Genomic DNA, 26,972 nt, shown 5'->3' on the forward strand with positions numbered 1-26,972 from the left:
GTGGTCAGGGATTGCGGTGCAGGTTCATCATCGCGCGTTCAGCTTCGCCCGCGACGACGAAAGGCATGACGGCGAGCGCGCGTTCGATCGACTGCTCGATGACGTCCTGCTCCTCGCGTCGCGGCGGCTTGAGCACGAAATTGGCGACGTCGGGCTTCGCGCCCGCCCGCGCGCCATCGGGAATCAGATCGCGTGGATGCCCGATGCCGATGCGCAAGCGCCAATACTGCTGCGACGACAGATGCGCCGAGATGTCCTTCAGCCCGTTGTGGCCACCGCTGCCGCCGCCGAGCTTCATCTTGACGGTGCCGGGCGGAAGGTCGAGCTCGTCGTGCGCCACGAGAATCTCGTCGGGCAGGATCTTGAAGAACTGCGCGACCGCGACAACCGACTGGCCGGAGCGGTTCATGAACGTCTGCGGTTCGAGAAGATGAATCTCGTGGCCATGCAGACGCCCTTTGCCGTAGTGGCCGTGAAAACGCCGTTCGTCGCGCAATGTCGCGCCGGCATCGCGCGCCAGTTGATCGACGAACCAGAAGCCCGCGTTATGGCGCGTCGCCGTATATTCGGCGCCGGGATTGCCGAGGCCAACGATCAGCTTGATCATGTCGAATCGTCGCGAGCCGCAGCCCGCGTGTTGTCATGCGAAAAAAAACCCGCCGGGGCTTGCACACCGGCGGGTCACGTCGACCGTTCTGTGAACGGATCGAGAGGATACTGCAGCGCCGTTAGGCACCCTAGGCAGCTTAGGCAGCTTAGGCAGCTTAGGCAGCTTAGGCAGCTCAGGCAGCCGGCGTTTCGCCTTCCGCTGCGTCGCCTGCCGCGTCGGACTGCTTCGCAGCCGGCACGGTTGCCGATGCCACCACCGGGTTTTCCGCCTCGACGTGCGCGGTCAGCGCGACGCCCTTCGGCAGCGGAATGTCCTTCGCGTGCATCGTCTGGCCGGCTTCGATCTTCGCCAGATCGATTTCGAGGAATTCCGGCAGGTCGCCCGGCAGGCATTCCACTTCCAGTTCGGTGACGACGTGCGAGATCACGGCGCCCGACAGCTTCACGGCCGGATTCGATTCCTGATTCATGAAGTGCAGCGGCACCTTGGTGTGCAGCTTCTTCGTCGCATCGACGCGCTGGAAATCCACGTGCAGCACCAGTTGCTTGAACGGGTGATATTGCACGTCGCGCAGCAGCACTTGTTGCGAGTTGCCAGCGACTTCCAGGTCGAGAATCGACGAATGGAACACTTCCTTCTTCAGGGCGTGCCACAGGGCGTTGTGGTCGAGTTCGACCAGTTGAACGTCCGCAGCACCGCCATACACGATACCCGGGGTCTTGCCCGAGTTACGCAGGCGGCGGCTCGCACCCGTACCTTGCTTGCTACGCTCGAAAGCGACGACTTTCATTTGAAACTCCTATAACTGCCCGCGACCAGGCAGGGAAACCGGGATCATCAAAAGCGACGATCCCATGACAAACGGCGCGAACCTTCGTACGTTCGCGCCGATCATGCAAGAACGCGAAGCGTGAGCCTCGCGTGTGTTGCCAATGCTTTAGCCTTCGGCGAAGAGTGACATCACCGAGTCGCCGCGCCGGATGCGCGAGAACGTCTCCGCGAGGAGACCTGCGCTCGACAGCGGACGAATCTTCGAACATGCCAGCGATTCGGCCGACAGCGGAATGGTGTCCGTGACGACGAGCTCGTCCAGTTGCGACGCCGAAAGGCGCTCCGCCGCGCCGCCCGATAGCACCGGGTGCGTCGCGTAGGCGAAGACCTGCTTCGCGCCGCGATCCTTCAGCACTTGCGCAGCCTTGCACAGCGTGCCGGCGGTATCGACCATGTCGTCCATGATGACGCACGTGCGGCCTTCGACTTCACCGATGACATTCATCACCTCGGCGACGTTCGCCTTCGGACGACGCTTGTCGATGATCGCCAGATCGGTGTTCATCTGCTTGGCGAGTGCGCGAGCGCGCACGACGCCGCCGACGTCCGGCGACACGATCAGCAGATGATCATGGTTCTGCTTGCGCAGATCGCCGAGCAGAACGGGCGTGGCGTAGATGTTGTCGACGGGGATGTCGAAGAAACCTTGAATCTGGTCGGCGTGAAGGTCCATGGTGATCACGCGATCGACGCCGGCAATTTCCAGCATGTTCGCGACGACCTTCGCCGAGATAGCGACGCGCGCGGAACGCGGACGGCGGTCCTGACGCGCATAGCCGAAGTAGGGGATGGCTGCGGTGATCCGGCCTGCGGATGCGCGCTTGAGCGCATCGACCATGATCATGAGTTCCATCAGGTTATCGTTCGTCGGTGCACACGTGGACTGAAGAACGAAGACGTCTTTGCCCCGAACGTTTTCCTGGATCTCGACCATGATTTCGCCGTCGGAGAAACGGCTGACCATCGCTTTGCCGAGAGGAATTCCAAGAATTTTGACGACTTCCTGAGCAAGCGCGGGATTCGCGTTGCCAGTAAAAACCATCAGGCCGTCACTGCTCATCGTGCACCTGTCTGCGGCTGGAGGCGTGAGGAAAACGCGAGAAAAGAATGGCAGGGGAGGAAGGACTCGAACCCTCGCATGCCGGAATCAAAATCCGGTGCCTTGACCAACTTGGCGACTCCCCTACACTTAACCTTGAATCTTGCCGGGAAGTGTAGGACATACCCGACAAAACTAAATCTATGACGCGAAAGCGAAGAGAGGATGAGAATCCAGACTGCTTGTCACCACACTGCTCCAGCTTGCCGGTAGCTTGGCTTGCGCCAACTCCGCTTCGGCCTGGCTGGGGAAAGCGGCAAACACACTTGCTCCAGATCCGGTCATTCGCGCCGGTGCGAGATTGGAAAACCACTCGAGCACCTTTGCAACTTCCGCGTACTTTCCTGCAACTACAGCCTGCATGTCGTTCCGACCGAAGCTGTCTGGCCAGTTAGTGTCTGACCTTTGCTGTGCAAGAAAGTCCATTATTGTGGCGACTTTCGTATTCCGTGTCAAGCTTTTCTCGGAAAAAATCGCCGCGGTCGGAACGTGTACATCGGGTGTGACAACCAGGAAGAAACGTTTCGGCAGTTCCACCGCCTGCAGCGCCTCGCCCACACCTTCCGCAAATGCATTTTGCCCGAAGACAAAAAACGGCACGTCCGCGCCGAGTTGCAGGGCGAGATTCTGCAGAGTTCCACGCGAAAGGTCAACTCCCCAGAGACGATTCAGCGCCAAAAGAGTCGTCGCCGCGTCGGAACTGCCTCCGCCCAGGCCCGCGCCCATCGGCAGACGCTTGTCGATCTCGATCTCGACGCCAAAGCGGCTGCCCGTGTGCTTCTGGAGCAACCGCGCGGCCCGCACGACGAGATCATCGTCCTCGGCCACGCCGGGCACGTCTGTCTTGCGCGTGACCACGGCATCTTCGCGGCGCGTGAAGTGCAGCACGTCGCCCCAGTCGAGCAACTGGAAGACGGTTTGCAACGCGTGATAGCCATCCGGGCGACGGCCCGTGATGTGGAGGAACAGATTCAGCTTCGCGGGCGCGAGGCAATCGCGCATCGAATCATTGATTGAAGACATGCGGCAGGCGAGAAAGCGTTACTGGTCGATGACGAGCTTGATGTCGAGCGGCGGCTCGCTGCGCGCGAGATTGACGCGCTTGACGCCGGTCGCAGGCGGTTCGGCATAGGCCAGATAGTCGATCGTCCAGCCGTCCTGCTTGATCTCCTTGGGACGGCCGTTATCCGATTCGGGGTCGAGCGTCGTCTGCGCGCGCGAACTGGGCGCCGCCGACGGCTGCAGCCAGTAGCGCAAGCCTTCGACGGGAAGCGCGAAGCCGAGCGCGTTTTGCATCAAATCGGAGACGTTGTCCGCGTTGAGGGGCTGCCGGTTCGGCAGTTCGAGCGTCGCGAGAGAAGGCGACGACGTGACGATCGCCATGGTCTGCCCGAGCGGATTGCGCAACTGAAGCGTGACCGTATCGCCGGTTTCCTGCCAGTCGAAGTTGCCATAGGCGTTGCGCTGCACGCCGTTCTGATCGTTGTACTGCACCGCGAAGCGCCCGTGATACATGCGGCTCGTCTGCGTGGCAAGCGATGTCGAGGCTTCCGATGTGGTCGGCAGGCGCGGCTGAAGCGCACAGCCGGAGAGAACGAGCGCGGCAGCCGCCGCGAATCCGAGCGCGCAGCGTCGAACCCCGATCCCCTTCGCGCCGACGAAGAAGTCAAGTGCCATCAAAGATCGTTTACCTGAAGTCGTTTTAGCGTTTTGACGAGCGTGTCGTTGCCCGGTTCGAGCTTCTGCGCCTGCCGCCAAGTGGCGCGCGCCTGATCCTGCTGACCGGACTTCCACTGCACTTCGCCGAGATGCGCGCCGATTTCGGCATTCGGCTGAAGGTCGTAAGCATTCTTGAGGATTTTCTCGGCTTCGGCTGCATTTCCCTGACGGAAGCGCGCCCAGCCGAGGCTGTCCATGATGAACGCGTCGTTCGGCGCAAGCGACACCGCCTTCTCGATCAGGTGCACCGCTTCGTCCAGCCGCACATTGCGATCGACGAGCGAATAGCCGAGCGCGTTATACGCCTGCGGATTGTTCGGCTGCGTGCGCATCAGCGTGCGCAGTTGCGTTTCCATCACGTCGTAGTGGCCGTTCTTTTCGGCGGCCATCGCGTAGTCGTACACGAGGTCGGGATCGTCGGGGAAAGCGGCGACCGCTTTCGCCAGATTATCTTCGGCTTCCGTGTAGCGATGCGCTTCGAAAAGAATCGCCGAGTCGGTGCGCGCGAGCAGCGCGAGATCGCGCGGATCGGAGCTTTGCAGACTGTTGATGAGCGCGCGGGCGTCATCCACCTTGCCTTGCTTGGCGAGCAGTTGCGCACGCGTGATCTGCGCGGGCAAATACTGCTGGCTCGTGCGCGGAATCTTGTCGAGCCATTGCGCGGCGGCCGCTTCGTCTTTCTGCTCCAGCGCGAGCTGCGCAAGATAGATGTAAGCCTGCCCCGGGTCCGCGCCCGGCGTGCTCTCCGCGGCCTTCGCGTACTGGTTCAGGTAGTCCTTCGCCTTGTCGAACTGCTTCTTCTGGATGTCGATGAGCGCGAGCGCCATCAATGGCGTCAAGTCCTTCGAGTCGTTCTTACGCATGATCTCGAACTGCTTTTGCGCGTCGTCGAGCCGGTCGGACGACAGGTACAGTTGCGCGAGCGCGAGCCGCGCATCATGCGACTTCGGGTTCTTGTCCAGATACTTCTCGAACGAAGCGATGCCTTCCGCGCGCTCCTGCGGTCCCATGCGCGCGAGCGTCAACGCAGCCGGCAGGTAGTCGGGCCGCAATTGCAGCGCCTTTTCGAGCGATGCCTTCGCGCCCGGCTGGTCGTCCGCGAGCAATTGCTGCCGCGCGAGCGCGAGTTGCGCCTCCGGGCGATCCTGGTCGTTCGCGATGAGATCCTTCAGCACGTTGAGCCCGCCGACGCGGTTCGGACCGCGCGCGAGCAGCGATTGCAGCGAAAGAAGCGCCTCACCGCGCTGCTCGGGCGGCACCTTCGCGAGTTCGCGCGCGAGCGTGGGCTTGGCGTCGTCGGGCTTGCCCGACACGATCATGAGCGATGCGCTCAACTGCGCCGCGCGCTCCGAATGCGGCGCGAACTGCTCCCACAACTGGGCCGACGTCAGCGCGTCGTTCGGGCTTTGCGCCGCGATGGCGATTTCGGTCGCGCGCTGAGCGAAGCGCGGATCGTGCGTGTCGCGGGCGAGCGAGAGATACGTCTGAAAAGCGGGCGCGGCTTGTCCGCGCTGGAGTGCGACTTCGGCAGCCAGCACCTGAAACACGATCTGGCTCGACATCGCCACGTTCGGCAGGTCTTGCTGCTCCGCGCCGCTGACCGGCGCGGTCAGCGCGTCGGCGGCGGTCTGGGCAGCGGAATCGTCGTCGCTCGGAACGGGTGTCGCGTTAGGCGACTGTGCGTGCGCGGGCGCAAACGCCAGCGCGGCGAGTGCCAGCGCCACCGCGCGGGCGGCGCGCGACATTGGCATCGCGAACGATTGCGTCAAGCCGGCCTGACGCTTCGCAAACAGCTTCATGACGAACGAGTTCATGGAAATCCAGACGATGTTTCGGTCGATTGTAACGCGGTCGCTAAAATACCGGCACAACCGCTGAAGCAAGTCTCTCTCCAGAAAATGCCCGAACTTCCGGAAGTCGAAGTCACCCGCCGGGGAATCGAACCCTACGTCGCGGGAAGGCGCGTCGAGCATGTCGACGTACGCACGCCGGCGCTGCGCTGGCCCATCCCGAAGCATCTCGCGAAGACGCTCGGGCATCTGAAAATCGAGAAGGTCGAGCGGCGCGGCAAGTATCTGTTGTTCGAAACCGCCGAAGGCTGGCTGATCGTCCATCTCGGAATGACCGGGACGCTGCGCGTGCTGCGCAACGTGCCGCGGCCGCCGGACGCCGCGAAGCACGATCACGTCGATCTTGTCTTCGACGACTTCATCCTGCGTTTTCGCGATCCGCGCCGCTTCGGCGCGATGCTCTGGCATCCGCGCGAAGACGGCGACGTGCTCGCTCATCCGCTGCTCGCGAATCTTGGCGTGGAGCCGTTCTCGCCGGAGTTCTCGGGCGCGCTGCTGTTTCGCGAGACACGCGGGCGGAAGGTGTCGGTGAAGCAGGCGCTGCTCGCGGGCGGTATCGTCGTGGGCGTCGGGAACATTTATGCGTCGGAGAGCCTCTTTCGCGCGGGCATCCGGCCGACGACCGCCGCCGGCCGCATTTCGCTCGTGCGCTATGACCTGCTCGCGGACGCGGTGCGCGTGACGCTCGCGGCGGCCATCGACAAAGGCGGCAGCACGCTGCGCGATTTCGTCGGCAGCAATGGCGAATCCGGCTACTTCCAGCTCGACTACTTCGTCTATGATCGCGCCGGTCTGGCCTGCCACGTCTGCGGCACGGCGATCCGCCAGATCGTCCAGGGTCAGCGTTCGACTTACTTTTGCCCGCGCTGCCAACGCTAATTCCGATGCTCGCACTTACCGACTTCTCCGCGCGCCTGATCGCGTGGCAACGCATTCATGGCCGCCACGATCTGCCTTGGCAGAACACGCGCGACGCGTACCGCATCTGGCTTTCGGAAATCATGCTGCAGCAGACGCAGGTAACGACCGTCATTCCGTACTACGCGCGCTTTCTCGACCGCTTTCCGACCGTGACTGCGCTCGCGGACGCGCCCATCGATGACGTGATGGCGCTGTGGGCCGGCCTGGGCTATTACTCGCGCGCCCGCAATTTGCATCGCTGCGCGCAAGTCGTGGCGCACGAGCATGGCGGCGCGTTTCCGCAGACCGTCGATGAACTCGCGGCGTTGCCCGGCATCGGCCGATCGACGGCGGCGGCAATCGCGTCGTTCGCGTTCGGCGCGCGCGCGACGATTCTCGACGGCAACGTGAAGCGCGTGCTTGCCCGCGTGTTCGGCGTGGAAGGCTTTCCGGGGGAGAAGCGCGTCGAAAACGCGATGTGGACGCTGGCTGAATCGCTGTTGCCCGCCGCCGCCGAAAAAGACGATGTCACCGCGTACACGCAAGGGCTGATGGACCTTGGCGCAACGCTTTGCGTGCGCGGCAAGCCGGACTGCGTGCGGTGTCCGTTCGCATCCGATTGCGTCGCGAATGTCAAAGGGCGGCAGCGCGAACTGCCGGCGGCGCGCCCGAAAAAGACGGTGCCGACGCGCAAGACGTGGATGCTGGTGCTGAAAGACGGCGATTCGATCCTGCTGGAGAAGCGCCCGCCGACGGGCATCTGGGGCGGCCTGTGGAGCCTGCCCGAAGCGGCCGACGAGGCGGCGCTCGCGGTCGTCGCGCACGACAACGGCTGCGACGCGGACTTGCAGCGTCTCGCGCCGTTCTCGCACACCTTCACGCACTTCAAGCTGGATATCGAGCCGCGCCTCGGCGAAATGCACGCCGCGCCACCCGAGGCAACGGACGCGCGCACCGTCTGGGCGCCGCTTTCGCGCATCGATTCGTTCGGCGTGCCCGCGCCGGTGCGCAAGCTGCTCGACGCGCTGACCGGCACGCTGCTCTAAAGCAGTTGATGATGCTGCATGTAGTGGTGCACCACGTCGATGCGCGCGCCCGCGTCCAGCAGTTCCATCAGTTTTTGGCGTGAGCGCATGGGAATCGGCAGGATTTCGGAGAGCCGGTTCGACACCCACGTGGGATCGTCCAGCAGGAACGGCTCGACAAACGGCAGGTTCTCGGGCTCGCGCGTCTTGATCGCGTCGATGATCCGCTCCAGCACTTCCGCGCACGCGCCGAACTTGGCGAGCGTCTCGGCGCCTTGCAGCGGCCGGTCATCGCCATATAGCTCGGCTGTGCCGACGAGTAGATTGCTCGCCTCCACGCGATGCGAGAGCAGCCGGAAACGCTCGGTGCCGCGCGCCTGCACGAGCAGCAGCCCGAAGGTATCGACATCGCATTCGATGATTTCAGCGAGGCAGCCCACGCTCTCCGGCACCGACGGATCGCCGGGCGACGCGATCTCGTGCCCGCTCTTCAAGAGACACACGCCGAACGGCGTGTTTTCCCGCAGGCAGCCGCGCGCCATGTCGAGATAGCGCGCCTCGAAAATTTTGAGCGGCAAAAGCCCGCCGGGGAAAAGAACCGTGTGCAGCGGAAACAGCGGCAAGTCGGCCAGAACCGAAGCTTCACGACTCGCAGGATTCGCGGGATTCGAGGACATCGCACCCCTCCAGAGTGGACCGCCGCGCGGCGATCAGGTTCGCGTGGTGCTGGCGCTCTCATCCACGGGGATGGGCGCATCACGATGCCGCACGATCACGGTTGCCTCGTCGCGAAAGCGCGCGGCGAGCGCCTCCGCGATATACACCGAGCGATGCTGTCCACCCGTGCAGCCAATGGCGACGGTGAGATAGCTGCGGTTGTCGTCCCGAAAACGCGGCAGCCACTTGCCGACGAAGCCGCCGATATCGTCGATCATCTCGCCCACCATCGGCTGGGCCGAAAGGTAGTCGATGATCGGCTGATCGCAGCCGGTGTACGGGCGCAACTCACGGTCGTAGTACGGATTCGGCAGCGTGCGGACGTCGAAGACGAGATCGGCGTCGAGCGGCACGCCGCGCTTGAAGCCGAACGATTCGAACATCAGCGTGAGATCGGCGGCGTCGGTTTCGACGAAACGCCGCACCCATGCGCGCAGCACGTTCGCGCGCAGATTGCTCGTGTCGATCTGATGCCCGTATTCCGCGAGCCCCGCGACGAGTTCGCGCTCCCGCTCGATGGCTTCGGCGAGCGAGTTCAGGACGCCCACGCTCGCGTCATGCCCCGGCGGACCCGACAGCGGATGGCGGCGGCGCGTCTCGGAGAAGCGTTGAATGAGCGCCTGCGTGCTGGCGTTGAGAAACAGCACGCGTAAATCGTAGGCGCTCGTGAGGTTGTCGATGATCGAAGGAACTTCGTCGAGCGAAAGGCTCGAACGGGCGTCGATTGCGACGGCGAGACGCTTTTGCCCCTCGCTCGCGAGATACGCGGCGAGGTCGGGCAGAAAGCGCGGAGGCAGGTTGTCGACGCAGTAGTAGCCGCCGTCTTCGAGCGCGTTGAGCGCAACGGATTTGCCAGAGCCGGAAGTGCCGGTAATCAGGATGATACGCATGGAAGTGTGCTCGTTCGCTTCATCTTAGCACCTGCATATCGTCCGGACCGGGTGCCGGTTCCGTGAGAATGCGCGGGCTTCAGATGAGTTTGCCGGGAAACTGGCTGTCCGGGTCCTGCATGGCAAGCCGCTGACGGTCCATGAAATCGCGCAAGGTGTCGATGCCGCGCAATTGCAGGATGGTGTTGCGCACCGCCGCCTCGACCAGCACAGCAAGGTTGCGGCCTGCCGCGACCTGAATCGTCACTTTGCTGATCGGCAGACCGAGAACGTCGACGGTCTGGCTTTCGAGCGGCAGACGCTGGAATTCACCGTCGGGACGGCGCACGAGTTGCACGATGAGCTTCAGCTTCATCTTCCGGCGCACCGCGGTCTCGCCGAAGATGGTCTTGATATCGAGCAGGCCGAGGCCGCGCACTTCCAGCAGGTTTTGCAGAAGCGGCGGGCAGCGTCCTTCGACGAAATCTGGACCGAGACGCACGAAATCGACGGCGTCGTCGGCAACGAGTCCGTGGCCGCGGCTGATGAGTTCGAGACCGAGTTCGCTCTTGCCGAGTCCGGAGTCGCCGGTCAGCAGCACGCCCATGCCCAAAATGTCGATGAACACGCCGTGCAACGTGGCGCGCGGCGCGAGGATGCGCGACATGTACGCGCGCAGGCTGTCGATGACTGCCGCCGCCGACATGCGCGTGGTGAAAAGCGGCGTCGACGAGCGCGTGCAGCGAAGCACGAGTTCCGGCGGCGCGCCCACTTCGCCCGCCACGACCAGAAATGGCGGCTCCAGCGCGATCAACTCGGCCATGTGGCGCGAGCGGTCTTCGTCGGATTGACGCTGGTAGTAGTTGATTTCGGCGTCGCCGAGCACCTGAATGCGGTTCGGGTGAATCAGGTTCAAGTGGCCGACGAGGTCGGCGCTCGACGTTGCGTTCGCCACCGTTTCGCTCGAAAAGCCGCGTTCCCAGCCTTCGTGCCCGGTGAGCCAACTGAGCTTCAGCGCGGCGGCGTTGTCGTCGAAAATACTTTGGGCGTTGATGCTGGACGTATCCATGAGGCCGGAACTCCGTTGGAAGCCGGGAGCAGCCTTCGCGTGACGAAGCCGTGTGCTTCGATTCGCCGCATGGCGCTGCGTTTGACCGATTGTGCCGCAGAAGCACCGCGCACGCGAGGCGCGCTAAAGGCGCGCGAGCGGCGCGGCGCCTTGTCAGGAGCGGTTGCCCGCGTCTATGCGGCGGTCAGGGTTGCCATTGCGTGAGCACCTGATGCAGCGCCTCACGGTTCTCTTCCTTGTGCAGACGCTCGCGCGCTTCACTATCGGAGAGCAATTGCGCGATCTCCGAGAGAATTTCGAGATGCTGCTGCGTGGCCTGTTCGGGCACGAGCAGGAAGATGAGCAGCGAGACCGGCTGACCGTCCGGCGATTCGAAAGCGACCGGTTCGGCCAGGCGCACGAAGGCGGCGAGCGGCTGCTTCAGCCCCTTGATGCGGCCGTGCGGAATGGCGACGCCTTCGCCGAGCCCGGTCGACCCCAGGCGCTCGCGAGCAAACAGGTTGTCGGTGACGATGCTGCGGGCGATGCCGTTCTGGTTCTCGAAAATCAGGCCCGCTTGCTCGAAAACACGCTTCTTGCTGGTAACGGACAGTCCGAGAACCACGTTCTCGATGGGAAGAAATTTGGCTAAACGATTCATGTTGGCAGGCTGATGCGTGGCCTGATAGCTCCTCATCGTGGCTGCTGTCTGAAAGCGCTCACGGCGATGGTGATACGGAAGATGCGCTTACGGCGTTCCCTGCAGCGTTCCTGTACTGCGACCCCGATCATAACCGGCTCATTATAGAACAGGGGAAAGCGCGATGGTGCGGCGCGCCATTACGGTCGCCGCAGTCGAATGTGCAGTACAAAGTCCGGAAAATCAATGCGTTGTGCCACGCCGCCATGCACTATGCAACAAAAAGCCGCCAACAGGCGGCGTTTGTCCGAAGCGGGCGTTTCTCTGGCGCTTCTGTGACGTTTTGTTCGGCATTTGCTGAATTCGAGGAATGCCTCGAATCGCGCCCGCCGGTCGGCGGCGGGCTGCGCCGTTTCGCGTTCCTGCCGCTCAGGGCGAGGGCGCTTCCAGTCCGTGCGCTTCTTCGCGGTACTTCGCGGCTTCGTGGGCGTGACCCTGGATCTTGTCCTTGTGGCGGATCACCTGCCGGTCAAGCTTGTCGACCATCAGGTCGATGGCCGCGTACATATCAGCGTCACAACTCTCGATGAAAATGTCCTTGCCCTTCAGGTGCAGATTGATTTCCGCCTTGTTCCGCTTGTCCTTGTCCCTATGAGTGTCGACCGAGAGGACAACGTTGCCATCCATCACCTGATCAAAATGACGGAGCACTCTGTCCAGCTTCGTGATCACGAACTCGCGCAACGCAGGCGTCAATTCGAGGTGGTGTCCACTGATCTTCAGATTCATAGTTGCTCTCCAAGCTAAGGGCCGTTGAACCACGGCGGCTCGTCCGGTACCGGTCGGCTACGCGTCCCGCCGTGCACGATGTTTGTACGCGCAAGGAACGGGCCGCTTGGCCGGCACGTCCGCGCTGTCGCGATGCGGCCGGTAAATGTCCATCGCGGTATGCGATGAACCACAGAGACGGGTCAAAGAGACTTGCGCAGATTGACTGCGGGGATTTTGAGCGCCTCGCGGTATTTGGCGACGGTTCGCCGCGCAACAACGAAGCCTTGTTCCGCCAGCAGTTCGGCGATGCGGCTGTCTGAAAGAGGAGTTTTGGGGTCTTCCGCTCCTATCAGTTGCTTGATGAGGGCCCGGATCGCCGTGGACGATGCGGCGCCACCCGTGTCGGTGGAAACGTGCGATCCGAAGAAGTACTTAAATTCAAGCGTCCCGAATGGGGTGAGCATGTACTTCCCGGTGGTCACACGAGAAACCGTTGATTCGTGTAAACCCAGCGTATCAGCAATCTCCCGCAAAACCAAGGGCCGCATGGCGATTTCACCATGCGCAAAAAAGTTCTTCTGACGTTCGACAATCGCTTGTGCGACACGAAGAATCGTCTCGAAACGCTGCTGGATGTTCTTGATCAGCCAGCGTGCTTCCTGAAGCTGCTGACGCAGCGATCCGCTGCCCGGATCGCCACGGTTATTGCGCAGAATGTTCGCATACAGATGGTTGATCCGGAGCTTCGGCACGATCTCCGGGTTCAGCTCCGCCGTCCATCCGCTCGCGGACTTGCGCACCAGAATGTCCGGCACTACGTAATCTGCTTCGCTCTTGCCGTACGCGGCGCCCGGAAACGGCTCCAGCGACCGGATCAGCACATGCGCGTCCCGCAGCGCGTCGTCGCTTGCCTTCAGCTGCTTTCGCAGGCGCGTGAAGTCGCGCGCGGCGAGCAGTTCCAGATGATTCGTAACGATTTCCAGCGCAAGCGTGCGGGTGGGCGACGCATCGAGCCTCAGCAACTGGAGCTTGAGACACTCGGACGCCGACCGGCCGCCGACACCCGGCGGGTCGAAACTCTGGAGCAAGGCCAGTGCCGCGCTCAGTTCGTCAACATCGACTTCGAGTTCGTCCGGTAAATCCGCCTGGATTTCTTCGAGCGACGACGTGAGATAGCCGTCCTCGTCCAGCGATTCGATCAGGAACGTGATGAGCGCACGATCGCGCTGATTCGCCTGCGTCATGCGCAGTTGCGCGGTCAGATGATCGCGCAGCGTTGTCGTCGATTCGTGAATTTGCAGCGGCGGCAGGTCGTCGTCGTCGGACGCGTTGCTGGAGCGGCCGTAGTCTTCGAGATTCCAGTTGCTGGAGTCGGCGCCACCGTCCGAGGCCATGCCGTTGTATTCGTCCACGCCCTGCGGCTCGCTACTTTCCGAGCGTTCGGAACTCGACGAGCTCGATGCCGAGCCGTTGCTCATCATCGGTTCCGGGGCCGCGTTGCTCGCGCCGGCCGAGGCAATGAGCGAGCCGTCCGCGGCCACGCGCAGCGGGCTTGCGATCCAGTCGTCGTCGTTTTCGAGAAGCGGGTTCTGCGCGACGGCCATGGCCACTTCCTGCTGCAATTCGAGCGTCGACAACTGCAGCAGCCGGATGGACTGCTGCAGTTGCGGGGTGAGCGCAAGATGCTGCGATAGGCGAAGTTGGAGGCTGGCTTTCATGGCAAGGTTTTATTTCATTGTAGAGAGTTTGCCACGCGCGCGAAACCTCGCGGCCAATCGAAAAAAGCGTAGAAAAGCGCGTGCCGCCTCGAGGGCGGCACGTAAGTTTTGCTGTGTTCGCGCGGTGCGGTGCGGTAATTCATCGCATGCGCCGCCCGGGGTCGCGTCGGCGCTACATGCGGAAATGCTCGCCGAGATACACGCGCCGCACGTTCTCATTCTCGATGATCTCGCTCGGTGCGCCGGCTGCGAGCACGCTGCCGTCGCTGATGATGTACGCGTGATCGCAAATGCCGAGCGTCTCGCGCACGTTGTGGTCCGTGATCAGCACGCCGATGTTGCGCTGCTTCAGGAACTTCACGATCTTCTGAATCTCGAGCACGGCAATCGGATCGACGCCCGCGAAGGGTTCATCGAGCAGGATGAAGCTCGGGTTCGTCGCGAGCGCCCGCGCGATTTCGACGCGCCGCCGCTCGCCGCCCGATAGCGACAGCGCCGGATTCTCGCGCAGATGCGCGATTTGCAATTCGTCGAGCAGCGCCTCCGTGCGCTGGCGGATGGCGTCTTTCGACAGCCGCTTGCCGGAATCGTCCGTCTGGAGTTCCAGCACTGCGCGAATGTTCTGCTCGACGGTGAGCTTGCGGAACACCGACGCTTCCTGCGGCAAATACGACAGCCCGAGATGCGCGCGCTGATGAATCGGCAGCAGGCTGATGGAATTGCCGTCGAGGTCGATTTCGCCGGCGTCGAGCGGCACGAGGCCGACGATCATGTAGAACGACGTGGTCTTGCCCGCGCCGTTCGGCCCGAGCAGACCGACGACTTCGCCGCTCTTCACGTCGAGCGAGACGTCCTTCACGACGGTGCGCGATCCGTACCGCTTCTTCAGGTTGCGGACGACGAGCGAGCTCGACTTGCCGTCCGGCTTGCTTTGGGGCATGGCGGGCGCGTTCACTGCTGCGGCGTTCCTTGAATGGTGTTCGACGGCGCGAGCGTCGCGGGCGAGCCGTTGAGCGGCGCGGCACCGCCGGAGCGGGGCGCGAGCATGGCGCGAACGCGGCCGCTCGGATTGCCCGGGCTCGCCACATCCTTGCCCGCGCTCGCCGTGTAGAAGTCCTTCTGCCCGTCATACGTGATGACGCTGCCGCGCACTTCGTCCTGAACGGTCGTCAGACCTTGCAGGCGGCGCACCACGGCGCGCGTGGTGAGCTTCGTGAAGTCGTTCTTGCCGTCATAATCGATACGCACGGCATTGCCTTCGATGTACTCATCCACGCCGTCGCGCTTCTGGCGGAAGTACGAGAGATTGTTGCCGGTGGACGTGCCGGTCGCGTACTGATAGCCCTGCGGGTCTTGCGTGACATCCACGCGATCCGCCTTGATGACGATCGTGCCCTTGGTCGCGACGACGTGACCCGTGAAGACGTTCTTCTGGTTCAGGTCGTCGTAGGACATGTTGTCCGCTTCGATGTTGAGCGGCTTGTCGCGGTCGGCCTTTTCAGCGTGCGCGGCTGGCGCGAAGCCCGCGAGCGGAAGCGCGACGAGCGGCAACGCGACCACGGCGGCGGCAGCCAGCGCGGCCCGCATCACACGCCTCACGCGCGCGGTGGTGCGATGCGCGAACGTTGCGCCCGCGGGGCCGCCATCGGGACGAGGGAAGCTGTGGTTCATGCAGTCAAGATCAGGATGGAATCCCGGGTTCACTTGGAGGAGCCGCCATTGATATCCGTGGCCGCGATCGCGCCGCGCACGTTACCGAAGAGCTTCATTTCCCGGGTGACGTTGTTGTAGTTCATGCCGTTGGCGGTCATCACCGACGGACCGCGCTGAAGTTTAACCGGCTTTTCCGTTTCGATGACATCGTCGTTCACCAGCACGCGAAAATGCTGTGAATCCGCCTGCATCTGCGGATCGCCGAAGCCGGCCGCGCGCAGGATGCGGGCGTCGTCGTAGAGATCGACGATAGACACGTCACCGTTCACCGTGCCGCGCTGCGCCGTGGCGGTCACGGTCGGCTTCTGCGGCTGGAACATGCGAACGGCGGGCAGCGAGAGATCGCTGTTCTCGTCGTCCTCGTAATGAACCATGGACTTGGCCGTCAGACGATATTGCGTCGTCCCGGTGGCATCCAGTTCGGAGACGGAGAAATTGTCTGCGAAGTAGTCGGGCGTATGACGTTTCGGCTGCTCGGGCGCCTGCGGCGCGGAAGGCAGCGTCGCCTGCAACAGCCAGTACGTGATGCCCGCGAGCGCCGCCATGGCTAGAAGCGGCAATAGCGAGGCGAGGCGTCGGGTGGGCGGCATGGCATCAGTCTCCGAGCGCCGCCGCGAGCAGCGCGTCGTAGCGATTCTGCGCGCGCAGGATCGCATCGCAGACTTCGCGCACGGCGCCGTGGCCGCCGCGGGCTTCAGCGACCCAATGCACGCGCTCTTTCACTTCGGCATGGGCGTTCGCGGGCGCGGCGGTGAATCCGCAGCGGCGCATGACGGCGAGATCGGGCCAGTCGTCGCCCATGTAACCGCACGCGGCGGCGGAGATGCCCGTTGCGTCGAGCAATTGCGCAAGCGCGACCGTCTTGTCCGCGACGCCCTGATACAGATGCGTGATGCCCAGTTCCTTCGCCCGCGCCGCGACGATTCCGGACTGCCGGCCGGTGATGATCGCCGTCTGCACGCCGATACGTTCGAGCAGCTTGACGCCGTGGCCGTCGAGCGAGTTGAACGATTTCATGGTGTCGCCTTCGGCGCTGAAGTACAGGCTGCCGTCGGTGAAAACGCCGTCGACATCGAAAACCATCAGCTTGATGCCGCTCGCGCGCTCGGTGGGGAAAGGCTTTGGCGCCATCAGATTACCTTCTTGGAGAAGAGGTCGTGCATGTTCAGTGCGCCGATCAGCGTCGCGTCGGCGTCGACGACCAGCATCTGATTGATGCGATGGCGCTCCATCAGTTCCACGGCTTCGACCGCGAGATGGTCCGGACCGATGGTGCGCGGGTTCCGCGTCATCACGTCAGCGAGCTTGAGCGAGCGGAAATCGCCGTCGCGCTGAAGGATGCGGCGCAGGTCGCCGTCGGTGAAGATGCCTTCCACGTGACGATCGCCGTTGATGACCGCAGTCATGCCCATGCGCTTGGCGGTGATCTGGAAGAGCGCGTCGGAGACCGTTGCGTCGAGCGGCACGACGGGAACCTCGTCGCCCACGCGCATCACGTCGCGCACGTACGTGAGCAGACGCCGGCCGAGCGCGCCGCCGGGATGCGAGCGCGCGAAATCGTCAGGGCCGAAGCCGCGTGCGTCGAGCACCGCGACGGCGAGCGCGTCGCCGAGCGCGAGCGCCGCCGTCGTGCTGGCAGTCGGCGCGAGGTTCATCGGGCAGGCTTCTTTTTCGACGCGTGCGTTCAGGTGCATGTCCGCGAGTTGCGCGAGGCTCGACTCGGCGCGGCCTGTAATGGCGATGAGTTTCGCGCCGAGGCGCTTGATGAGCGGCAGAATGGCGACGAGTTCTTCGGTCTCGCCGGAGTTCGATAGCGCGATGAAAATGTCGTCGGCGGTGACCATGCCGAGATCGCCGTGGCTGGCTTCGGCCGGATGCACGAAAAACGCCGGCGTGCCGGTGGAGGCGAGCGTCGCGGCGAACTTGCGCGCGACGTGTCCGGACTTGCCGATACCCGATACGACCACGCGGCCGCGGCAGCCGAGCAGGACTTCGACTGCATTGGTGAAGTTGTCGTCGAGAAGGTCCGAGAGACCGCGAACCGCGTCCGCTTCGATCTGGATTACGCTGCGAGCCAGCGCCAGTGCCCGGTCGCCATTGATTTTCGCTATCATTCGCGGAGTATAGCAAAGGCGATTCTGCGCCGCGCCTTACGGTGCGCGGCGCGCCGCCGCTTATCCGCCCCCGCGAGCCCTGGCATCAGGGGCTTCCCACGACACCGAAAACGCCGCGCCGGCCCGTTCCGGCACGCTGACGAACGAGGACGCTGGACGGATGACTTCTCCGCTCGAAATGACGCTGTTGTTGCTGCTCTGTTCGGTGGCGGGCGTCGTCGTATTTCGTTTTCTGAACTTGCCGCCGATGCTCGGCTATCTGGCGGTCGGCATCATCGTCGGTCCGCACGCGGCGGGTATTGCACCGGATACCGAGCGCGCCCAGCACCTCGCCGAATTCGGCGTGGTGTTCCTGATGTTCTCCATCGGTCTCGAATTTTCGCTGGCGAAGCTGCGCTCCATGCGGCGCATCGTCTTCGGGCTCGGCGCGAGCCAGGTCGGCGCGACGATCGTGCTCGCGCTCGTCGTCGGCTGGATCGCGCATTTCTGGACCACCATGTCGTGGCAGGCGAGCTTCGCCCTCGGCGGCGCGCTTTCCATGTCTTCCACGGCCATCGTGAGCAAGCTGCTCGCGGAGCGGCTCGAACTGGAATCGGAGCATGGCCGCAATATCTTCGGCGTGCTGCTCTTTCAGGATCTCGCGGTCGTGCCGTTGCTCATCATCATCGCGGCGTTCGCCAACGGCAATTCGTCGCAACTCGTGATGTGGCTCGGCATCGCGGCGGTGAAGATCGTCGTCGCGCTGACGGTGCTGCTCTTTCTCGGCCAGAAGTTCATGACGCGCTGGTTCGATCTGGTCGCGCGGCGGCGTTCGCAAGAGCTTTTCATGCTGAACCTGCTGCTCGTGACCCTCGGCGCGGCGTTCATCACGGACAAATTCGGGCTGTCGCTCGCGCTCGGCGCGTTCATCGCGGGGATGCTGATCGCGGAAACGCCGTACCGGCATCAGGTGGAAGAGGACATCAAGCCGTTCCGGGACGTGCTGCTCGGCGTGTTCTTCGTGACGACGGGCATGCTGCTCAATCCGCGCGTGATCTGGGAACATCCGGTTCTCGTGCTTGCGTTCTTCGTCGTGCCGATTCTCCTGAAAGCCGTGATGATCACCGGCCTCGCGCGCCTGTTCGGCTCGCCGCCCGGCGTCGCCATGCGGACCGGGCTCGGTCTCGCGCAGGCGGGCGAGTTCGGTTTCGTGCTGCTGAACCTGATTCTGGATTCGCATCTGGTCGATGCCACCATCCTCCAGGCGCTGCTTTCCGCGATGCTGCTGTCGATGCTCGCCGCGCCGTTCATCATTCAGAACGCGGACCGGATCGTGCTGCGCTTGTCGTCGACGGAATGGATGCTGCAATCGCTGCAAATGACGAAGATCGCGACGCAAAGCCTCAAGCAAAGCGGCCACGTCATCATTTGCGGATACGGCCGCGCCGGGCAGAACCTCGCGCGCATGCTCGAGCAGGAAGGCATTTCGTATGTCGCGCTCGATCTCGACCCCGATCGCGTCGCGGCGGCCGCGGCGGCGGGCGAATCGGTCGTGTTCGGCGATGCCGGGCGGCGCGAATCGCTCGTCGCGGCGGGATTGAATCGCGCGGCGACGATTGCGATCACATACGCGAACACGCCGTCCGCCATGCGCGTGCTGCACAACATCCACGAACTCGCGCCGACGCTGCCGGTGATCGTGCGAACCGTGGACGACGCCGATCTCGAAAAGCTGACCGCCGCCGGCGCGACGGAAGTGATTCCGGAGATCGTCGAAGGCAGTCTGATGCTCGCCTCGCATACGCTCGTGCTGATGGGCGTGCCGATGCGCCGCGTGGTGCGGCGCGTCGAAGAAATGCGCGATGCGCGTTACAGCCTGCTGCGCGGCTATTTCCACGGCGCCGACGACCTCGACGACGACGATGGCCACGAGCAGGTGCGGCTACAATCCGTACCGATCGACGAACATTCTGAGGCGGTCGGGCATTCGCTCGACGATCTCGGACTCGTCGGCAACGGTGTCGAAGTGACCGCCATTCGCCGTCACGGCATCCGGGGCGTCCAGCCGGACCCCGAAACCAGGCTCCGCGCGAACGACATCGTCGTGTTGCGCGGTCTGCCCGAAGTGCTGGCGCTTGCCGAGGAACGGCTATCGCGCAATCGCCGGGCAGCCTAGCGTTTTCTTATCAGGCGAGCGCGGCCTCACAGCGCGGATTTCCGGAGAAGTCATGTCCACCATTTCATCGAGCGCATCGTCCGCCTCGGCCGCATCGTCTGATACGGCGCGTTTCATCAAGGAACGCGTGCGGACGGTCGCAGACTGGCCGCAAGCCGGCGTGCAGTTTCGCGACATCACGCCCGTCTTGCAGGATCGCCGCGCGCTGCGCACGCTCATCGACCTGTTCGTGCAGCGTTATATCGACGCGAACCTGAACGTCATCGCGGGCATGGACGCGCGCGGTTTCATCATCGGGCCGATTCTCGCGTACGAACTGAGTCTCGGTTTCGTGCCGATTCGCAAGAAGGGCAAGCTGCCGTACAAGACGCTCTCGCAGTCGTACGAACTGGAGTACGGCAGCGCGACGGTCGAGATTCACGAGGACGCGTGTCAGCCGGGCGATCGCGTGGTGATCGTCGATGATCTCGTCGCCACCGGCGGCACGATGATGGCCGGCAAGATTCTGCTCGAGCGCCTCGGCGCGGAAGTGGTGGAAGCGGCGGCGATCATCGACCTGCCCGATCTCGGCGGCTCGAAACTCCTGCGCGACGGCGGCTTGCCGCTCTATACCGTCTGCGAGTTCGGAGGACACTGATGCCGCACGTACTTTTATTTCTCGCGGCATCGGTTGCGATCACCATCGCGCCGGGGCCCGACAATCTTCAGGTGCTCGCGCGCGGCATTTCGCAGGGACGGCTCGCGGGCGTGGTCGCGGCGTTGGGCTTCGCGTGCGGCGTGATCTTTCACACGACGCTCGCCGCACTCGGCGTCGCTGCGCTCTTGCGCTCGTCGCCGGTCGCGTTCCAGGCGGTGAAGCTCGCGGGCGCGGCGTATCTCGTGTGGATCGGCATCAAGGCGCTGCGAAGTCACGGCCTCGCGTCCGCGCACGCGCGCCCGAGTCAGCCGCTTTCCACCGTGTTTCGTCAGAGCGTGCTCGGCAACATGCTGAACCCGAAAGTAACGCTGTTCTTCATCGTGTTTCTGCCGCAATTCGTCGATCCGCACGGCGAGCACAGCGTGATGCTGCAAATGTTCGAACTGGGTGGCGTGTTCATGCTGCAAACGGTCGCGGTGTTCTCGCTCTTCGGCTTTGGCGCGGGCATGATCGGCGCGTGGCTCAAGCGCCGTCCGCGCGTGGGCGTCTGGCTCGACCGGCTCGCGGGCATGACGTTCATCGCGCTCGGGATTCGCGTGGCGCTGCGCGACTGAGTTCGCTTTCTCGCACGGCGCGCACGCGTCGGTGCTTTCTTTGCCACGGTCCCGCCGGAGCCTTCATGACTTCGCCTTGCCTCGTCGCCGCCCGCCGTTTCGACGCCGCCGCGCATGCGCCGTTCTTCATCGGCGATGAACGCGTCGGCTGGATTCGCAGGACCGACGTGCACGTGCTCGCGCGCTGGCCGGAAACCTTCGCTATCGACGACGAAGCCGTGCGCCTGAATCCGTCGCTCGACCACATCGACGCGCGCAGCGCGGCGCTCGCCACCGTGATCGCCGTGCTGCACGCCGACGGCAACATCCCCGGCTGGCGCGACGAAATCTACGCGATCCGCAATCACTTCGACGCCGCGCCGCTCGCGTTCATCGAGCGCGCGGCCTCGCGCTTTTTCGGCACGACGACTTACGCGGTGCATGTGAACGGCATCGTAAAATATCGGGATAACGCGCCGCGGCTGTGGATCGCGCGCCGCAGCGATACGAAGTCAACCGATCCCGGCATGCTGGACAACGTGGTCGCGGGCGGCATCGGCTGGGGCTACGGGCTCATGCCGACGCTCGCGAAAGAGTGCTGGGAAGAGGCGGGCATGCCGGCGGAACTCGCCTTGACCGCCACGCCGGGCGGCACGTTCTACGTCCTGCAATCGGCGCCGGAAGGCACGCAGGCCGAACAGATCTTCGTGTACGACATCGCGTTGCCGCCGGACTTCACGCCGCGCAATCAGGATGGCGAAGTCGCCGAGCACCGCGAGGCGAGCATCGACGAGGTGGCGCGCTGGATCGAAGAGGGCGAGATGACCGTCGATGCGAGCCTCGCCACGCTCGATTGCCTGCTGCGCCATCGCTGGATCGACGAAGACGCCTGTCAGGGCATCGCCGCGCTCTACGCGCCGCCGTCCGTTTGAATTTCGAGCATCAACGCATTGAGGAAGGAGTAACCGGTTCATGTCGACCGAACATAGTTTCATCCTGAAGTTGTCGTGCCCGGACCGGCCGGGAATCGTGCATGCCGTCTCCGGTTTTCTGTTCGATCTCGGCGCGAACATTCTGGATTCGGCGCAATTCGGCGACAGCCGCACCGGCGAATTCTTCATGCGGGTGCATTTTCAGGAAGTGGGCGGCGATCCGGGGCTCGACGCGCTGCGCAAGTCGTTCGCCACGCTCGCCGATGAATTCGGCATGCGCTGGGAGTTGCACGATGCATCGGCGAAACCGCGCGTCGTCATCATGGTATCGAAGATCGGCCATTGCCTGAACGATCTGCTGTTTCGCTATCGCACGGGACAGTTGCAGATCGAGATTCCGGCGATCGTCTCGAACCACAAGGATTTTTACCAGCTCGCCGCGAGCTACGACATTCCGTTCCATCACTTGCCGCTCAACGGCGGCACGCCGCAGGCGAAAGCCGCGCAGGAAGCGCGCGTGATGGAGATCATCGACCAGCACGATACCGATCTCGTCGTTCTCGCGCGCTACATGCAGATTCTGTCGCCGGACATGTGCGACAAGCTCGCCGGCCGCGCGATCAACATCCACCACTCGTTCCTGCCGAGCTTCAAGGGCGCGAAGCCGTACTATCAGGCGTTCGACCGCGGCGTGAAGCTGATCGGCGCAACGGCGCACTACGTGACGACGGATCTCGACGAAGGCCCGATCATCGAGCAGGAAGTGGAGCGGGTGGACCACAGCATGACGCCGGATCAACTGACGGCGATCGGTCGCGACGTCGAATGCGTGACGCTCGCGCGTGCGGTGAAATGGCACGTGGAGCATCGGATCGTGCTGAACGGAAGCAAGACGGTGGTTTTCCGCTAAGCGCCGCTTAACGCCGGACGCGAAAGAGCCCGCTGATTTTCGGATCAAGCGGGCTTTTGCCTTTTCGGGCGCCAGTCAGACGAGCCGCAAATAAATCAGCTCGCGCTTGATGTACGCATAGAAGATCGGCGCGGCGATCACCCCCGGCAGCCCGAACGCGGCTTCCATCGCGAGCATGACGAGCAGCAGTTCCCACGCGCGCGCCTCGATTTGCCCGCCGATGATGCGCGCGTTGAGGAAATATTCGAGCTTGTGAATGACGATGAGAAAGCCGAGCGACGCGACCGCCGTGCCGAACGACACCGAAAACGAGATCGCGACGATGATGGTGTTCGAAATCAGATTGCCGATCACCGGCAGCAGACCGACGATGAACGTGATCAGCACGAGCGTCTTGGAGAGCGGCAGGCGCTCGTGAAAGAGCGGCAACGCGACCAGGAGATAGATCGCGGTGAACGCGGCGTTGATCGCCGAAATCTTGATCTGCGCGAACACGATGCGCCGGAAGGCGTCCGCGAAACGCGAGACGCGCGTGACGAGCGCCGTCGAGAGCGGCAGCCGATGCGTCTGCTTGGGCGCGCCGACCGCGATGATCGCGCCGATGATCATGCCGATCAGAACGTGCCCGAAGCCGCGCGCCATGTCCCGGCCGCCTTCCTGCAATTGCTCGGAATGCTTGCGCATGAGTTCGGCGGCGCGCTCCTTCATCTGTCCGGCGTCGACCGGCAGATAGTTCGCGATCCAGTCCGGCACGCGCAGCCGCGCATGCGACGTGACGCTCACCAGTTGGTCCAGCAGCCGCTGAAGGCTCGGGACGTCGTGCTCGAAATGCTCGATCGTCGCGATGGTCGCGCCGGTCAGCCCGCCGATGATGATCGCCGAGATCAGCACCACCGCGATCAGCCGCGCGCCCTTGCTCATGACGTGCCGCTCGATGACGGGCGCGATCATGTGCACCAGCTGGAACACGAGCATGCCGGCGAGCAGCGCGCCCAGGAGCTTCAGATGCAGCACGAGGAACATGGCGAGAAACGCCGCGATGTAGCTGCCAATCTCCACGGCGGGGAGCTTCGGCAGGCTCATATCGCTCGTCAGCCTGACGGGGCGCGCCGGCAAGTCCCGTACGCGCCGCTCCTCGTTGGCCGCTTCGTTGCGCTTCCCCATGACTGCGTTTCCTTTTCGCTGCTGCCTACCACGGTTGTTCGTGCCGCCGCGCCGCGCGGCGCGTCACGCCGCCGACTTCGCACGCTGCAGCAGCGGCGCGAGATAACGGCCGGTGAAGCTCGCCTTCGACTTCGCGACCTGCTCCGGCGTCCCCTGCGCGATGATCTGCCCGCCGCCCGCGCCGCCTTCCGGACCGAGGTCGATGACCCAGTCGGCGGTTTTGATCACGTCCAGATTATGCTCGATGATGACGAGTGTGTTGCCCTGATCGCGCAGCCGGTGAATCACTTCCAGCAGAAGCGCGATGTCGTGGAAGTGCAGGCCGGTCGTCGGTTCGTCGAGGATATACAGCGTCCGACCCGTATCGCGCTTGCTCAGTTCCAGCGAAAGCTTGACGCGCTGCGCTTCGCCGCCGGAAAGCGTGGTCGCCGACTGGCCGAGGCGGATATAGCCGAGGCCTACGTCGAGCAGCGTCTTCAGCTTGCGCGCGACGACCGGCACCGGCTTGAAGAACTCGTGCGCCGCTTCCACCGTGAGGTCGAGCACTTCGCTGATGTTCTTGCCTTTGTACTGAATGTCGAGCGTCTCGCGGTTGTAACGCTTGCCGTGACACACGTCGCAGGGCACGTAGACGTCCGGCAGGAAGTGCATCTCCACCTTGAGCACGCCGTCGCCCTGACACGCTTCGCAGCGACCGCCCTTGACGTTGAAGGAGAAGCGGCCGGCCTCGTAGCCGCGTTCCTTCGCCGCCGGCACGCCTGCGAACAGTTCGCGGATCGGCGTGAACAGGCCGGTATAAGTGGCCGGATTCGAGCGCGGCGTGCGGCCGATCGGCGATTGATCGACGGCGATCACCTTGTCGAAGTGTTCCAGCCCTTCGATGGATTCGTACGGCGCCGGCTCCGTCGACGAGCCATACAAGTGCTGCGCGACCGCGTGCTGGAGCGTGTCGTTGATGAGCGTCGACTTTCCCGAGCCGGAGACGCCCGTCACGCACGTCAACAAGCCGACCGGAAGATCGAGCGTGACGTGCTTCAGATTATTGCCGTGCGCCTCGACGATGCGCAGCCGCCGCTCGTCCGGCGCGTTGCGCTTGTCCGGATAGCTGATCGTGCGTTTGCCGGACAGATACTGCCCGGTGACGGAGTTCGGATCTTTCTGCACCTGAAGCGGTGTGCCCTGCGCGACGATCACGCCGCCGTGCTCGCCCGCGCCCGGTCCCATGTCAACGACGTAATCGGCCATGCGGATCATGTCCTCGTCGTGCTCGACGACGATCACCGAATTGCCGATATCGCGCAAATGCTTGAGCGTGTCGATCAGGCGGTCGTTGTCGCGCTGATGCAGGCCGATGGACGGTTCGTCCAGCACGTACATCACGCCCGTCAGACCCGAGCCGATCTGAGACGCGAGCCGGATGCGCTGGGCCTCGCCGCCCGACAGCGTTTCCGCGCTGCGCTCGAGCGACAGGTAATCCAGCCCGACGTTATTCAGAAACGACAGCCGCGCGACGATTTCCTTGATGACCTTGTCGGCGATTTCGCCCTTCGCGCCGTCCAGACGCAGCGTCTGGAAGTAGCCGAGGGTGTCGCGCAGCGGCCAGCCGCTCACTTCGTAGATGCCGCGTGCGTGATCGCCCGAGCCGACTTTGACGAAACGCGCCTCGCGCCGCAGTCGCGTGCCGTCGCACGCCGGGCACGGCTGATTGTTCTGATACTTGGCGAGCTCTTCGCGCACGGCGGTCGAATCCGTCTCACGATAGCGCCGCTCCAGATTCGGGATGATGCCTTCGAACGCATGCTCGCGCACCGAAGCGCGACCGCGCTCGTTGATGTACGAGAACGGAATGGCCTGCTTGCCCGATCCGTAGAGCAGCGTCTTGCGCACTTTCTCCGGCAATTCCTCGAACGGCGCGTCGGTGTCGAATTCATAGAACGCGGCGAGGCTTTGCAGCATCTGGAAGTAGAACTGGTTGCGCCGGTCCCAGCCCTTCACTGCGCCCGCCGCGAGCGACAGCGACGGATGCGCGACTACGCGCTTCGGATCGAAAAAGGTGATCTGGCCGAGTCCGTCGCACTCGGGGCACGCGCCCATCGGATTATTGAACGAGAAAAGACGCGGCTCGAGTTCCTGCAGCGAATACGAACAGATCGGGCACGCGAACTTCGAGCTGAAGAGCTTTTCGTGGTCCGTGTCCATTTCCAGCGCGATGGCGCGGCCGTCGGCGAGGCGCAGCGCGGTCTCGAACGACTCCGCGAGACGCTGCTTCATGTCCGGGCGCACTTTCAGCCGGTCGATCACCACGTCGATCGTGTGCTTGTCGTTCTTCTTCAGCTTCGGGAGCGAATCGACTTCATAGATTTTCGCGACGCCCTCGTTCGCCGTGCCGCCGCCCGAGCGAATCCGAAAGCGGATAAAGCCCTGCGCCTGCATTTCCTCGAACAGTTCGACGTGTTCGCCTTTGCGGTCCGCGACCACGGGCGCGAGAATCATCAGCTTGGTTTCTTCGGGCAGCGCGAGCGCGGCGTCCACCATTTGCGAAACGCTTTGCGCTTCCAGCGGAATCAGATGGTCGGGGCAATACGGCGTGCCGACGCGCGCGTATAAGAGACGCAGATAATCGTGGATCTCCGTGACCGTGCCGACCGTCGAGCGCGGATTATGCGACGTGGCTTTTTGTTCGATGGAAATGGCAGGGGACAAACCTTCGATCAGATCGACGTCCGGCTTTTCCATCAACTGCAAGAATTGCCGCGCGTAGGCCGAGAGACTTTCGACGTAACGGCGCTGGCCTTCGGCGTACAGCGTGTCGAACGCGAGCGACGATTTGCCCGACCCGGACAACCCCGTGATCACGATCAGCTTGTGACGCGGCAAGTCGAGATTGACGTTCTTCAGATTGTGGGTGCGAGCCCCACGAATACGAATTTCTTCCACGAGTTTGTTCCGGCGGCGAG

26 protein-coding genes and 1 tRNA gene are annotated in these 26,972 nt (G+C 63.5%); 7 read left to right on the forward strand and 20 right to left on the reverse strand.

The features are described 5' to 3' along the window. Positions 1 to 4: 4 nt before the first annotated feature. The 7 genes from pth to GV035_RS11045 form a co-directional block, all read right to left on the reverse strand. Positions 5 to 607 carry an aminoacyl-tRNA hydrolase gene (gene pth / locus GV035_RS11015; protein WP_159835146.1) on the reverse strand — a complete coding sequence of 201 codons (603 nt, stop codon included), beginning with the start codon at positions 605 to 607 and terminating at the stop codon, positions 5 to 7. Between the two features lie 175 nt (positions 608 to 782). Further along, positions 783 to 1,400 (reverse strand): 50S ribosomal protein L25/general stress protein Ctc, encoded by a 618-nt coding sequence (locus GV035_RS11020; RefSeq protein WP_159835147.1) that lies wholly within the window; start codon positions 1,398 to 1,400, stop codon positions 783 to 785. A 147-nt stretch (positions 1,401 to 1,547) separates the two neighbouring features. After that, entirely contained in the window at positions 1,548 to 2,501 is a 954-nt protein-coding gene (locus GV035_RS11025; protein ID WP_159835148.1) for a ribose-phosphate pyrophosphokinase, read from the reverse strand. Between the two features lie 48 nt (positions 2,502 to 2,549). After that, positions 2,550 to 2,626: transfer RNA gene (locus GV035_RS11030), tRNA-Gln, on the reverse strand. 55 nt (positions 2,627 to 2,681) lie between these two features. Further along, entirely contained in the window at positions 2,682 to 3,563 is an 882-nt protein-coding gene (gene ispE / locus GV035_RS11035) for a 4-(cytidine 5'-diphospho)-2-C-methyl-D-erythritol kinase (RefSeq protein ID WP_159835149.1), read from the reverse strand. Between the two features lie 18 nt (positions 3,564 to 3,581). Continuing rightward, on the reverse strand, positions 3,582 to 4,217 hold the full coding sequence (gene lolB / locus GV035_RS11040; RefSeq protein WP_159835150.1) for a lipoprotein insertase outer membrane protein LolB: 636 nt from the start codon (positions 4,215 to 4,217) through the stop codon (positions 3,582 to 3,584). After that, a complete protein-coding gene (locus tag GV035_RS11045) occupies positions 4,217 to 6,073 on the reverse strand; it encodes a tetratricopeptide repeat protein (RefSeq protein ID WP_159835151.1) in 1,857 nt (618 codons plus the stop codon). Before GV035_RS11045 ends, lolB begins: the two co-directional genes overlap by 1 nt. A gap of 84 nt (positions 6,074 to 6,157) precedes the next feature. Here GV035_RS11045 and mutM point away from each other — a divergent pair, with 84 nt between their 5' ends. Both mutM and mutY read left to right on the forward strand, forming a co-directional pair. Continuing rightward, positions 6,158 to 6,988: a bifunctional DNA-formamidopyrimidine glycosylase/DNA-(apurinic or apyrimidinic site) lyase gene (gene mutM, locus GV035_RS11050; RefSeq protein ID WP_159835152.1), complete on the forward strand. Its 831-nt coding sequence runs from the start codon at positions 6,158 to 6,160 to the stop codon at positions 6,986 to 6,988. A gap of 5 nt (positions 6,989 to 6,993) precedes the next feature. After that, positions 6,994 to 8,055: an A/G-specific adenine glycosylase gene (mutY, locus tag GV035_RS11055; protein WP_159835153.1), complete on the forward strand. Its 1,062-nt coding sequence runs from the start codon at positions 6,994 to 6,996 to the stop codon at positions 8,053 to 8,055. Here mutY and GV035_RS11060 read toward each other — a convergent pair. The 11 genes from GV035_RS11060 to kdsD form a co-directional block, all read right to left on the reverse strand. Further along, positions 8,052 to 8,711 carry an LON peptidase substrate-binding domain-containing protein gene (locus GV035_RS11060; protein WP_159835154.1) on the reverse strand — a complete coding sequence of 220 codons (660 nt, stop codon included), beginning with the start codon at positions 8,709 to 8,711 and terminating at the stop codon, positions 8,052 to 8,054. The two genes, mutY and GV035_RS11060, sit on opposite strands and share 4 nt — an antisense overlap. 33 nt (positions 8,712 to 8,744) lie before the next feature. Then, complete coding sequence (rapZ, locus tag GV035_RS11065) at positions 8,745 to 9,641, reverse strand: RNase adapter RapZ (protein ID WP_159835155.1); 897 nt, start codon at positions 9,639 to 9,641, stop codon at positions 8,745 to 8,747. Between the two features lie 79 nt (positions 9,642 to 9,720). Next, positions 9,721 to 10,689, reverse strand: coding sequence for an HPr(Ser) kinase/phosphatase (gene hprK, locus GV035_RS11070; RefSeq protein ID WP_008351692.1), 969 nt, complete (start codon positions 10,687 to 10,689; stop codon positions 9,721 to 9,723). 184 nt (positions 10,690 to 10,873) lie between these two features. Then, on the reverse strand, positions 10,874 to 11,329 hold the full coding sequence (ptsN, locus tag GV035_RS11075) for a PTS IIA-like nitrogen regulatory protein PtsN (protein WP_159835156.1): 456 nt from the start codon (positions 11,327 to 11,329) through the stop codon (positions 10,874 to 10,876). A gap of 408 nt (positions 11,330 to 11,737) precedes the next feature. After that, on the reverse strand, positions 11,738 to 12,097 hold the full coding sequence (gene hpf / locus GV035_RS11080) for a ribosome hibernation-promoting factor, HPF/YfiA family (RefSeq protein WP_159835157.1): 360 nt from the start codon (positions 12,095 to 12,097) through the stop codon (positions 11,738 to 11,740). A gap of 182 nt (positions 12,098 to 12,279) precedes the next feature. Continuing rightward, positions 12,280 to 13,797: an RNA polymerase factor sigma-54 gene (locus GV035_RS11085; RefSeq protein WP_159835158.1), complete on the reverse strand. Its 1,518-nt coding sequence runs from the start codon at positions 13,795 to 13,797 to the stop codon at positions 12,280 to 12,282. Between the two features lie 172 nt (positions 13,798 to 13,969). After that, a complete protein-coding gene (gene lptB / locus GV035_RS11090) occupies positions 13,970 to 14,737 on the reverse strand; it encodes an LPS export ABC transporter ATP-binding protein (protein ID WP_159835159.1) in 768 nt (255 codons plus the stop codon). 11 nt (positions 14,738 to 14,748) lie between these two features. Beyond that, positions 14,749 to 15,468 (reverse strand): lipopolysaccharide transport periplasmic protein LptA, encoded by a 720-nt coding sequence (lptA, locus tag GV035_RS11095; RefSeq protein WP_159835160.1) that lies wholly within the window; start codon positions 15,466 to 15,468, stop codon positions 14,749 to 14,751. 29 nt (positions 15,469 to 15,497) lie between these two features. Further along, on the reverse strand, positions 15,498 to 16,100 hold the full coding sequence (gene lptC, locus GV035_RS11100; RefSeq protein WP_159835161.1) for an LPS export ABC transporter periplasmic protein LptC: 603 nt from the start codon (positions 16,098 to 16,100) through the stop codon (positions 15,498 to 15,500). Between the two features lie 4 nt (positions 16,101 to 16,104). Next, positions 16,105 to 16,641 (reverse strand): KdsC family phosphatase, encoded by a 537-nt coding sequence (locus GV035_RS11105; protein WP_159835162.1) that lies wholly within the window; start codon positions 16,639 to 16,641, stop codon positions 16,105 to 16,107. After that, entirely contained in the window at positions 16,641 to 17,624 is a 984-nt protein-coding gene (kdsD, locus tag GV035_RS11110) for an arabinose 5-phosphate isomerase KdsD (protein WP_159835163.1), read from the reverse strand. The genes GV035_RS11105 and kdsD overlap by 1 nt, the downstream gene beginning before the upstream one ends. Before the next feature lie 160 nt (positions 17,625 to 17,784). Between kdsD and GV035_RS11115 the strand changes: the two genes are divergently transcribed. From GV035_RS11115 to purU, 5 genes are all read left to right on the forward strand, one after another. Next, positions 17,785 to 19,779, forward strand: coding sequence for a cation:proton antiporter domain-containing protein (locus tag GV035_RS11115; protein ID WP_159835164.1), 1,995 nt, complete (start codon positions 17,785 to 17,787; stop codon positions 19,777 to 19,779). Between the two features lie 52 nt (positions 19,780 to 19,831). After that, on the forward strand, positions 19,832 to 20,416 hold the full coding sequence (locus GV035_RS11120) for an adenine phosphoribosyltransferase (RefSeq protein WP_159835165.1): 585 nt from the start codon (positions 19,832 to 19,834) through the stop codon (positions 20,414 to 20,416). Beyond that, the gene (locus GV035_RS11125; protein ID WP_159835166.1) at positions 20,416 to 21,030 is read left to right on the forward strand and encodes a LysE family translocator; all 615 of its coding nucleotides are present in this window, start codon (positions 20,416 to 20,418) and stop codon (positions 21,028 to 21,030) included. Before GV035_RS11120 ends, GV035_RS11125 begins: the two co-directional genes overlap by 1 nt. 65 nt (positions 21,031 to 21,095) lie before the next feature. Next, entirely contained in the window at positions 21,096 to 21,941 is an 846-nt protein-coding gene (locus tag GV035_RS11130) for an NUDIX hydrolase (RefSeq protein ID WP_159835167.1), read from the forward strand. 40 nt (positions 21,942 to 21,981) lie between these two features. Next, a complete protein-coding gene (gene purU / locus GV035_RS11135) occupies positions 21,982 to 22,851 on the forward strand; it encodes a formyltetrahydrofolate deformylase (protein ID WP_159835168.1) in 870 nt (289 codons plus the stop codon). A gap of 75 nt (positions 22,852 to 22,926) precedes the next feature. On the opposite strand, the gene GV035_RS11140 is transcribed toward purU, so the two are convergent. Together GV035_RS11140 and uvrA are read right to left on the reverse strand one after the other, a co-directional pair. Next, positions 22,927 to 24,015, reverse strand: a complete 1,089-nt coding sequence (locus tag GV035_RS11140) for an AI-2E family transporter (RefSeq protein WP_159835169.1) — start codon at positions 24,013 to 24,015, stop codon at positions 22,927 to 22,929. A gap of 63 nt (positions 24,016 to 24,078) precedes the next feature. After that, the gene (gene uvrA, locus GV035_RS11145) at positions 24,079 to 26,952 is read right to left on the reverse strand and encodes an excinuclease ABC subunit UvrA (RefSeq protein ID WP_159835170.1); all 2,874 of its coding nucleotides are present in this window, start codon (positions 26,950 to 26,952) and stop codon (positions 24,079 to 24,081) included. Positions 26,953 to 26,972 lie beyond the last annotated feature (20 nt).

This window comes from Burkholderia sp. 8Y (assembly GCF_902506145.1).
Lineage (GTDB): Bacteria > Pseudomonadota > Gammaproteobacteria > Burkholderiales > Burkholderiaceae > Caballeronia.

Bases quoted from the DNA above. Each gene is read 5' to 3' on its own strand.
- pth (WP_159835146.1), bottom strand. From the start codon at position 607: ATGATCAAGCTGATCGTTGGCCTCGGCAATCCCGGCGCCGAATATACG.
- GV035_RS11020 (WP_159835147.1), bottom strand. From the start codon at position 1,400: ATGAAAGTCGTCGCTTTCGAGCGTAGCAAGCAAGGTACGGGTGCGAGC.
- GV035_RS11025 (WP_159835148.1), bottom strand. From the start codon at position 2,501: ATGAGCAGTGACGGCCTGATGGTTTTTACTGGCAACGCGAATCCCGCG.
- ispE (WP_159835149.1), bottom strand. From the start codon at position 3,563: ATGTCTTCAATCAATGATTCGATGCGCGATTGCCTCGCGCCCGCGAAG.
- lolB (WP_159835150.1), bottom strand. From the start codon at position 4,217: ATGGCACTTGACTTCTTCGTCGGCGCGAAGGGGATCGGGGTTCGACGC.
- GV035_RS11045 (WP_159835151.1), bottom strand. From the start codon at position 6,073: ATGAACTCGTTCGTCATGAAGCTGTTTGCGAAGCGTCAGGCCGGCTTG.
- mutM (WP_159835152.1), top strand. From the start codon at position 6,158: ATGCCCGAACTTCCGGAAGTCGAAGTCACCCGCCGGGGAATCGAACCC.
- mutY (WP_159835153.1), top strand. From the start codon at position 6,994: ATGCTCGCACTTACCGACTTCTCCGCGCGCCTGATCGCGTGGCAACGC.
- GV035_RS11060 (WP_159835154.1), bottom strand. From the start codon at position 8,711: ATGTCCTCGAATCCCGCGAATCCTGCGAGTCGTGAAGCTTCGGTTCTG.
- rapZ (WP_159835155.1), bottom strand. From the start codon at position 9,641: ATGCGTATCATCCTGATTACCGGCACTTCCGGCTCTGGCAAATCCGTT.
- hprK (WP_008351692.1), bottom strand. From the start codon at position 10,689: ATGGATACGTCCAGCATCAACGCCCAAAGTATTTTCGACGACAACGCC.
- ptsN (WP_159835156.1), bottom strand. From the start codon at position 11,329: ATGAATCGTTTAGCCAAATTTCTTCCCATCGAGAACGTGGTTCTCGGA.
- hpf (WP_159835157.1), bottom strand. From the start codon at position 12,097: ATGAATCTGAAGATCAGTGGACACCACCTCGAATTGACGCCTGCGTTG.
- GV035_RS11085 (WP_159835158.1), bottom strand. From the start codon at position 13,797: ATGAAAGCCAGCCTCCAACTTCGCCTATCGCAGCATCTTGCGCTCACC.
- lptB (WP_159835159.1), bottom strand. From the start codon at position 14,737: ATGCCCCAAAGCAAGCCGGACGGCAAGTCGAGCTCGCTCGTCGTCCGC.
- lptA (WP_159835160.1), bottom strand. From the start codon at position 15,468: ATGAACCACAGCTTCCCTCGTCCCGATGGCGGCCCCGCGGGCGCAACG.
- lptC (WP_159835161.1), bottom strand. From the start codon at position 16,100: ATGCCGCCCACCCGACGCCTCGCCTCGCTATTGCCGCTTCTAGCCATG.
- GV035_RS11105 (WP_159835162.1), bottom strand. From the start codon at position 16,641: ATGGCGCCAAAGCCTTTCCCCACCGAGCGCGCGAGCGGCATCAAGCTG.
- kdsD (WP_159835163.1), bottom strand. From the start codon at position 17,624: ATGATAGCGAAAATCAATGGCGACCGGGCACTGGCGCTGGCTCGCAGC.
- GV035_RS11115 (WP_159835164.1), top strand. From the start codon at position 17,785: ATGACTTCTCCGCTCGAAATGACGCTGTTGTTGCTGCTCTGTTCGGTG.
- GV035_RS11120 (WP_159835165.1), top strand. From the start codon at position 19,832: ATGTCCACCATTTCATCGAGCGCATCGTCCGCCTCGGCCGCATCGTCT.
- GV035_RS11125 (WP_159835166.1), top strand. From the start codon at position 20,416: ATGCCGCACGTACTTTTATTTCTCGCGGCATCGGTTGCGATCACCATC.
- GV035_RS11130 (WP_159835167.1), top strand. From the start codon at position 21,096: ATGACTTCGCCTTGCCTCGTCGCCGCCCGCCGTTTCGACGCCGCCGCG.
- purU (WP_159835168.1), top strand. From the start codon at position 21,982: ATGTCGACCGAACATAGTTTCATCCTGAAGTTGTCGTGCCCGGACCGG.
- GV035_RS11140 (WP_159835169.1), bottom strand. From the start codon at position 24,015: ATGGGGAAGCGCAACGAAGCGGCCAACGAGGAGCGGCGCGTACGGGAC.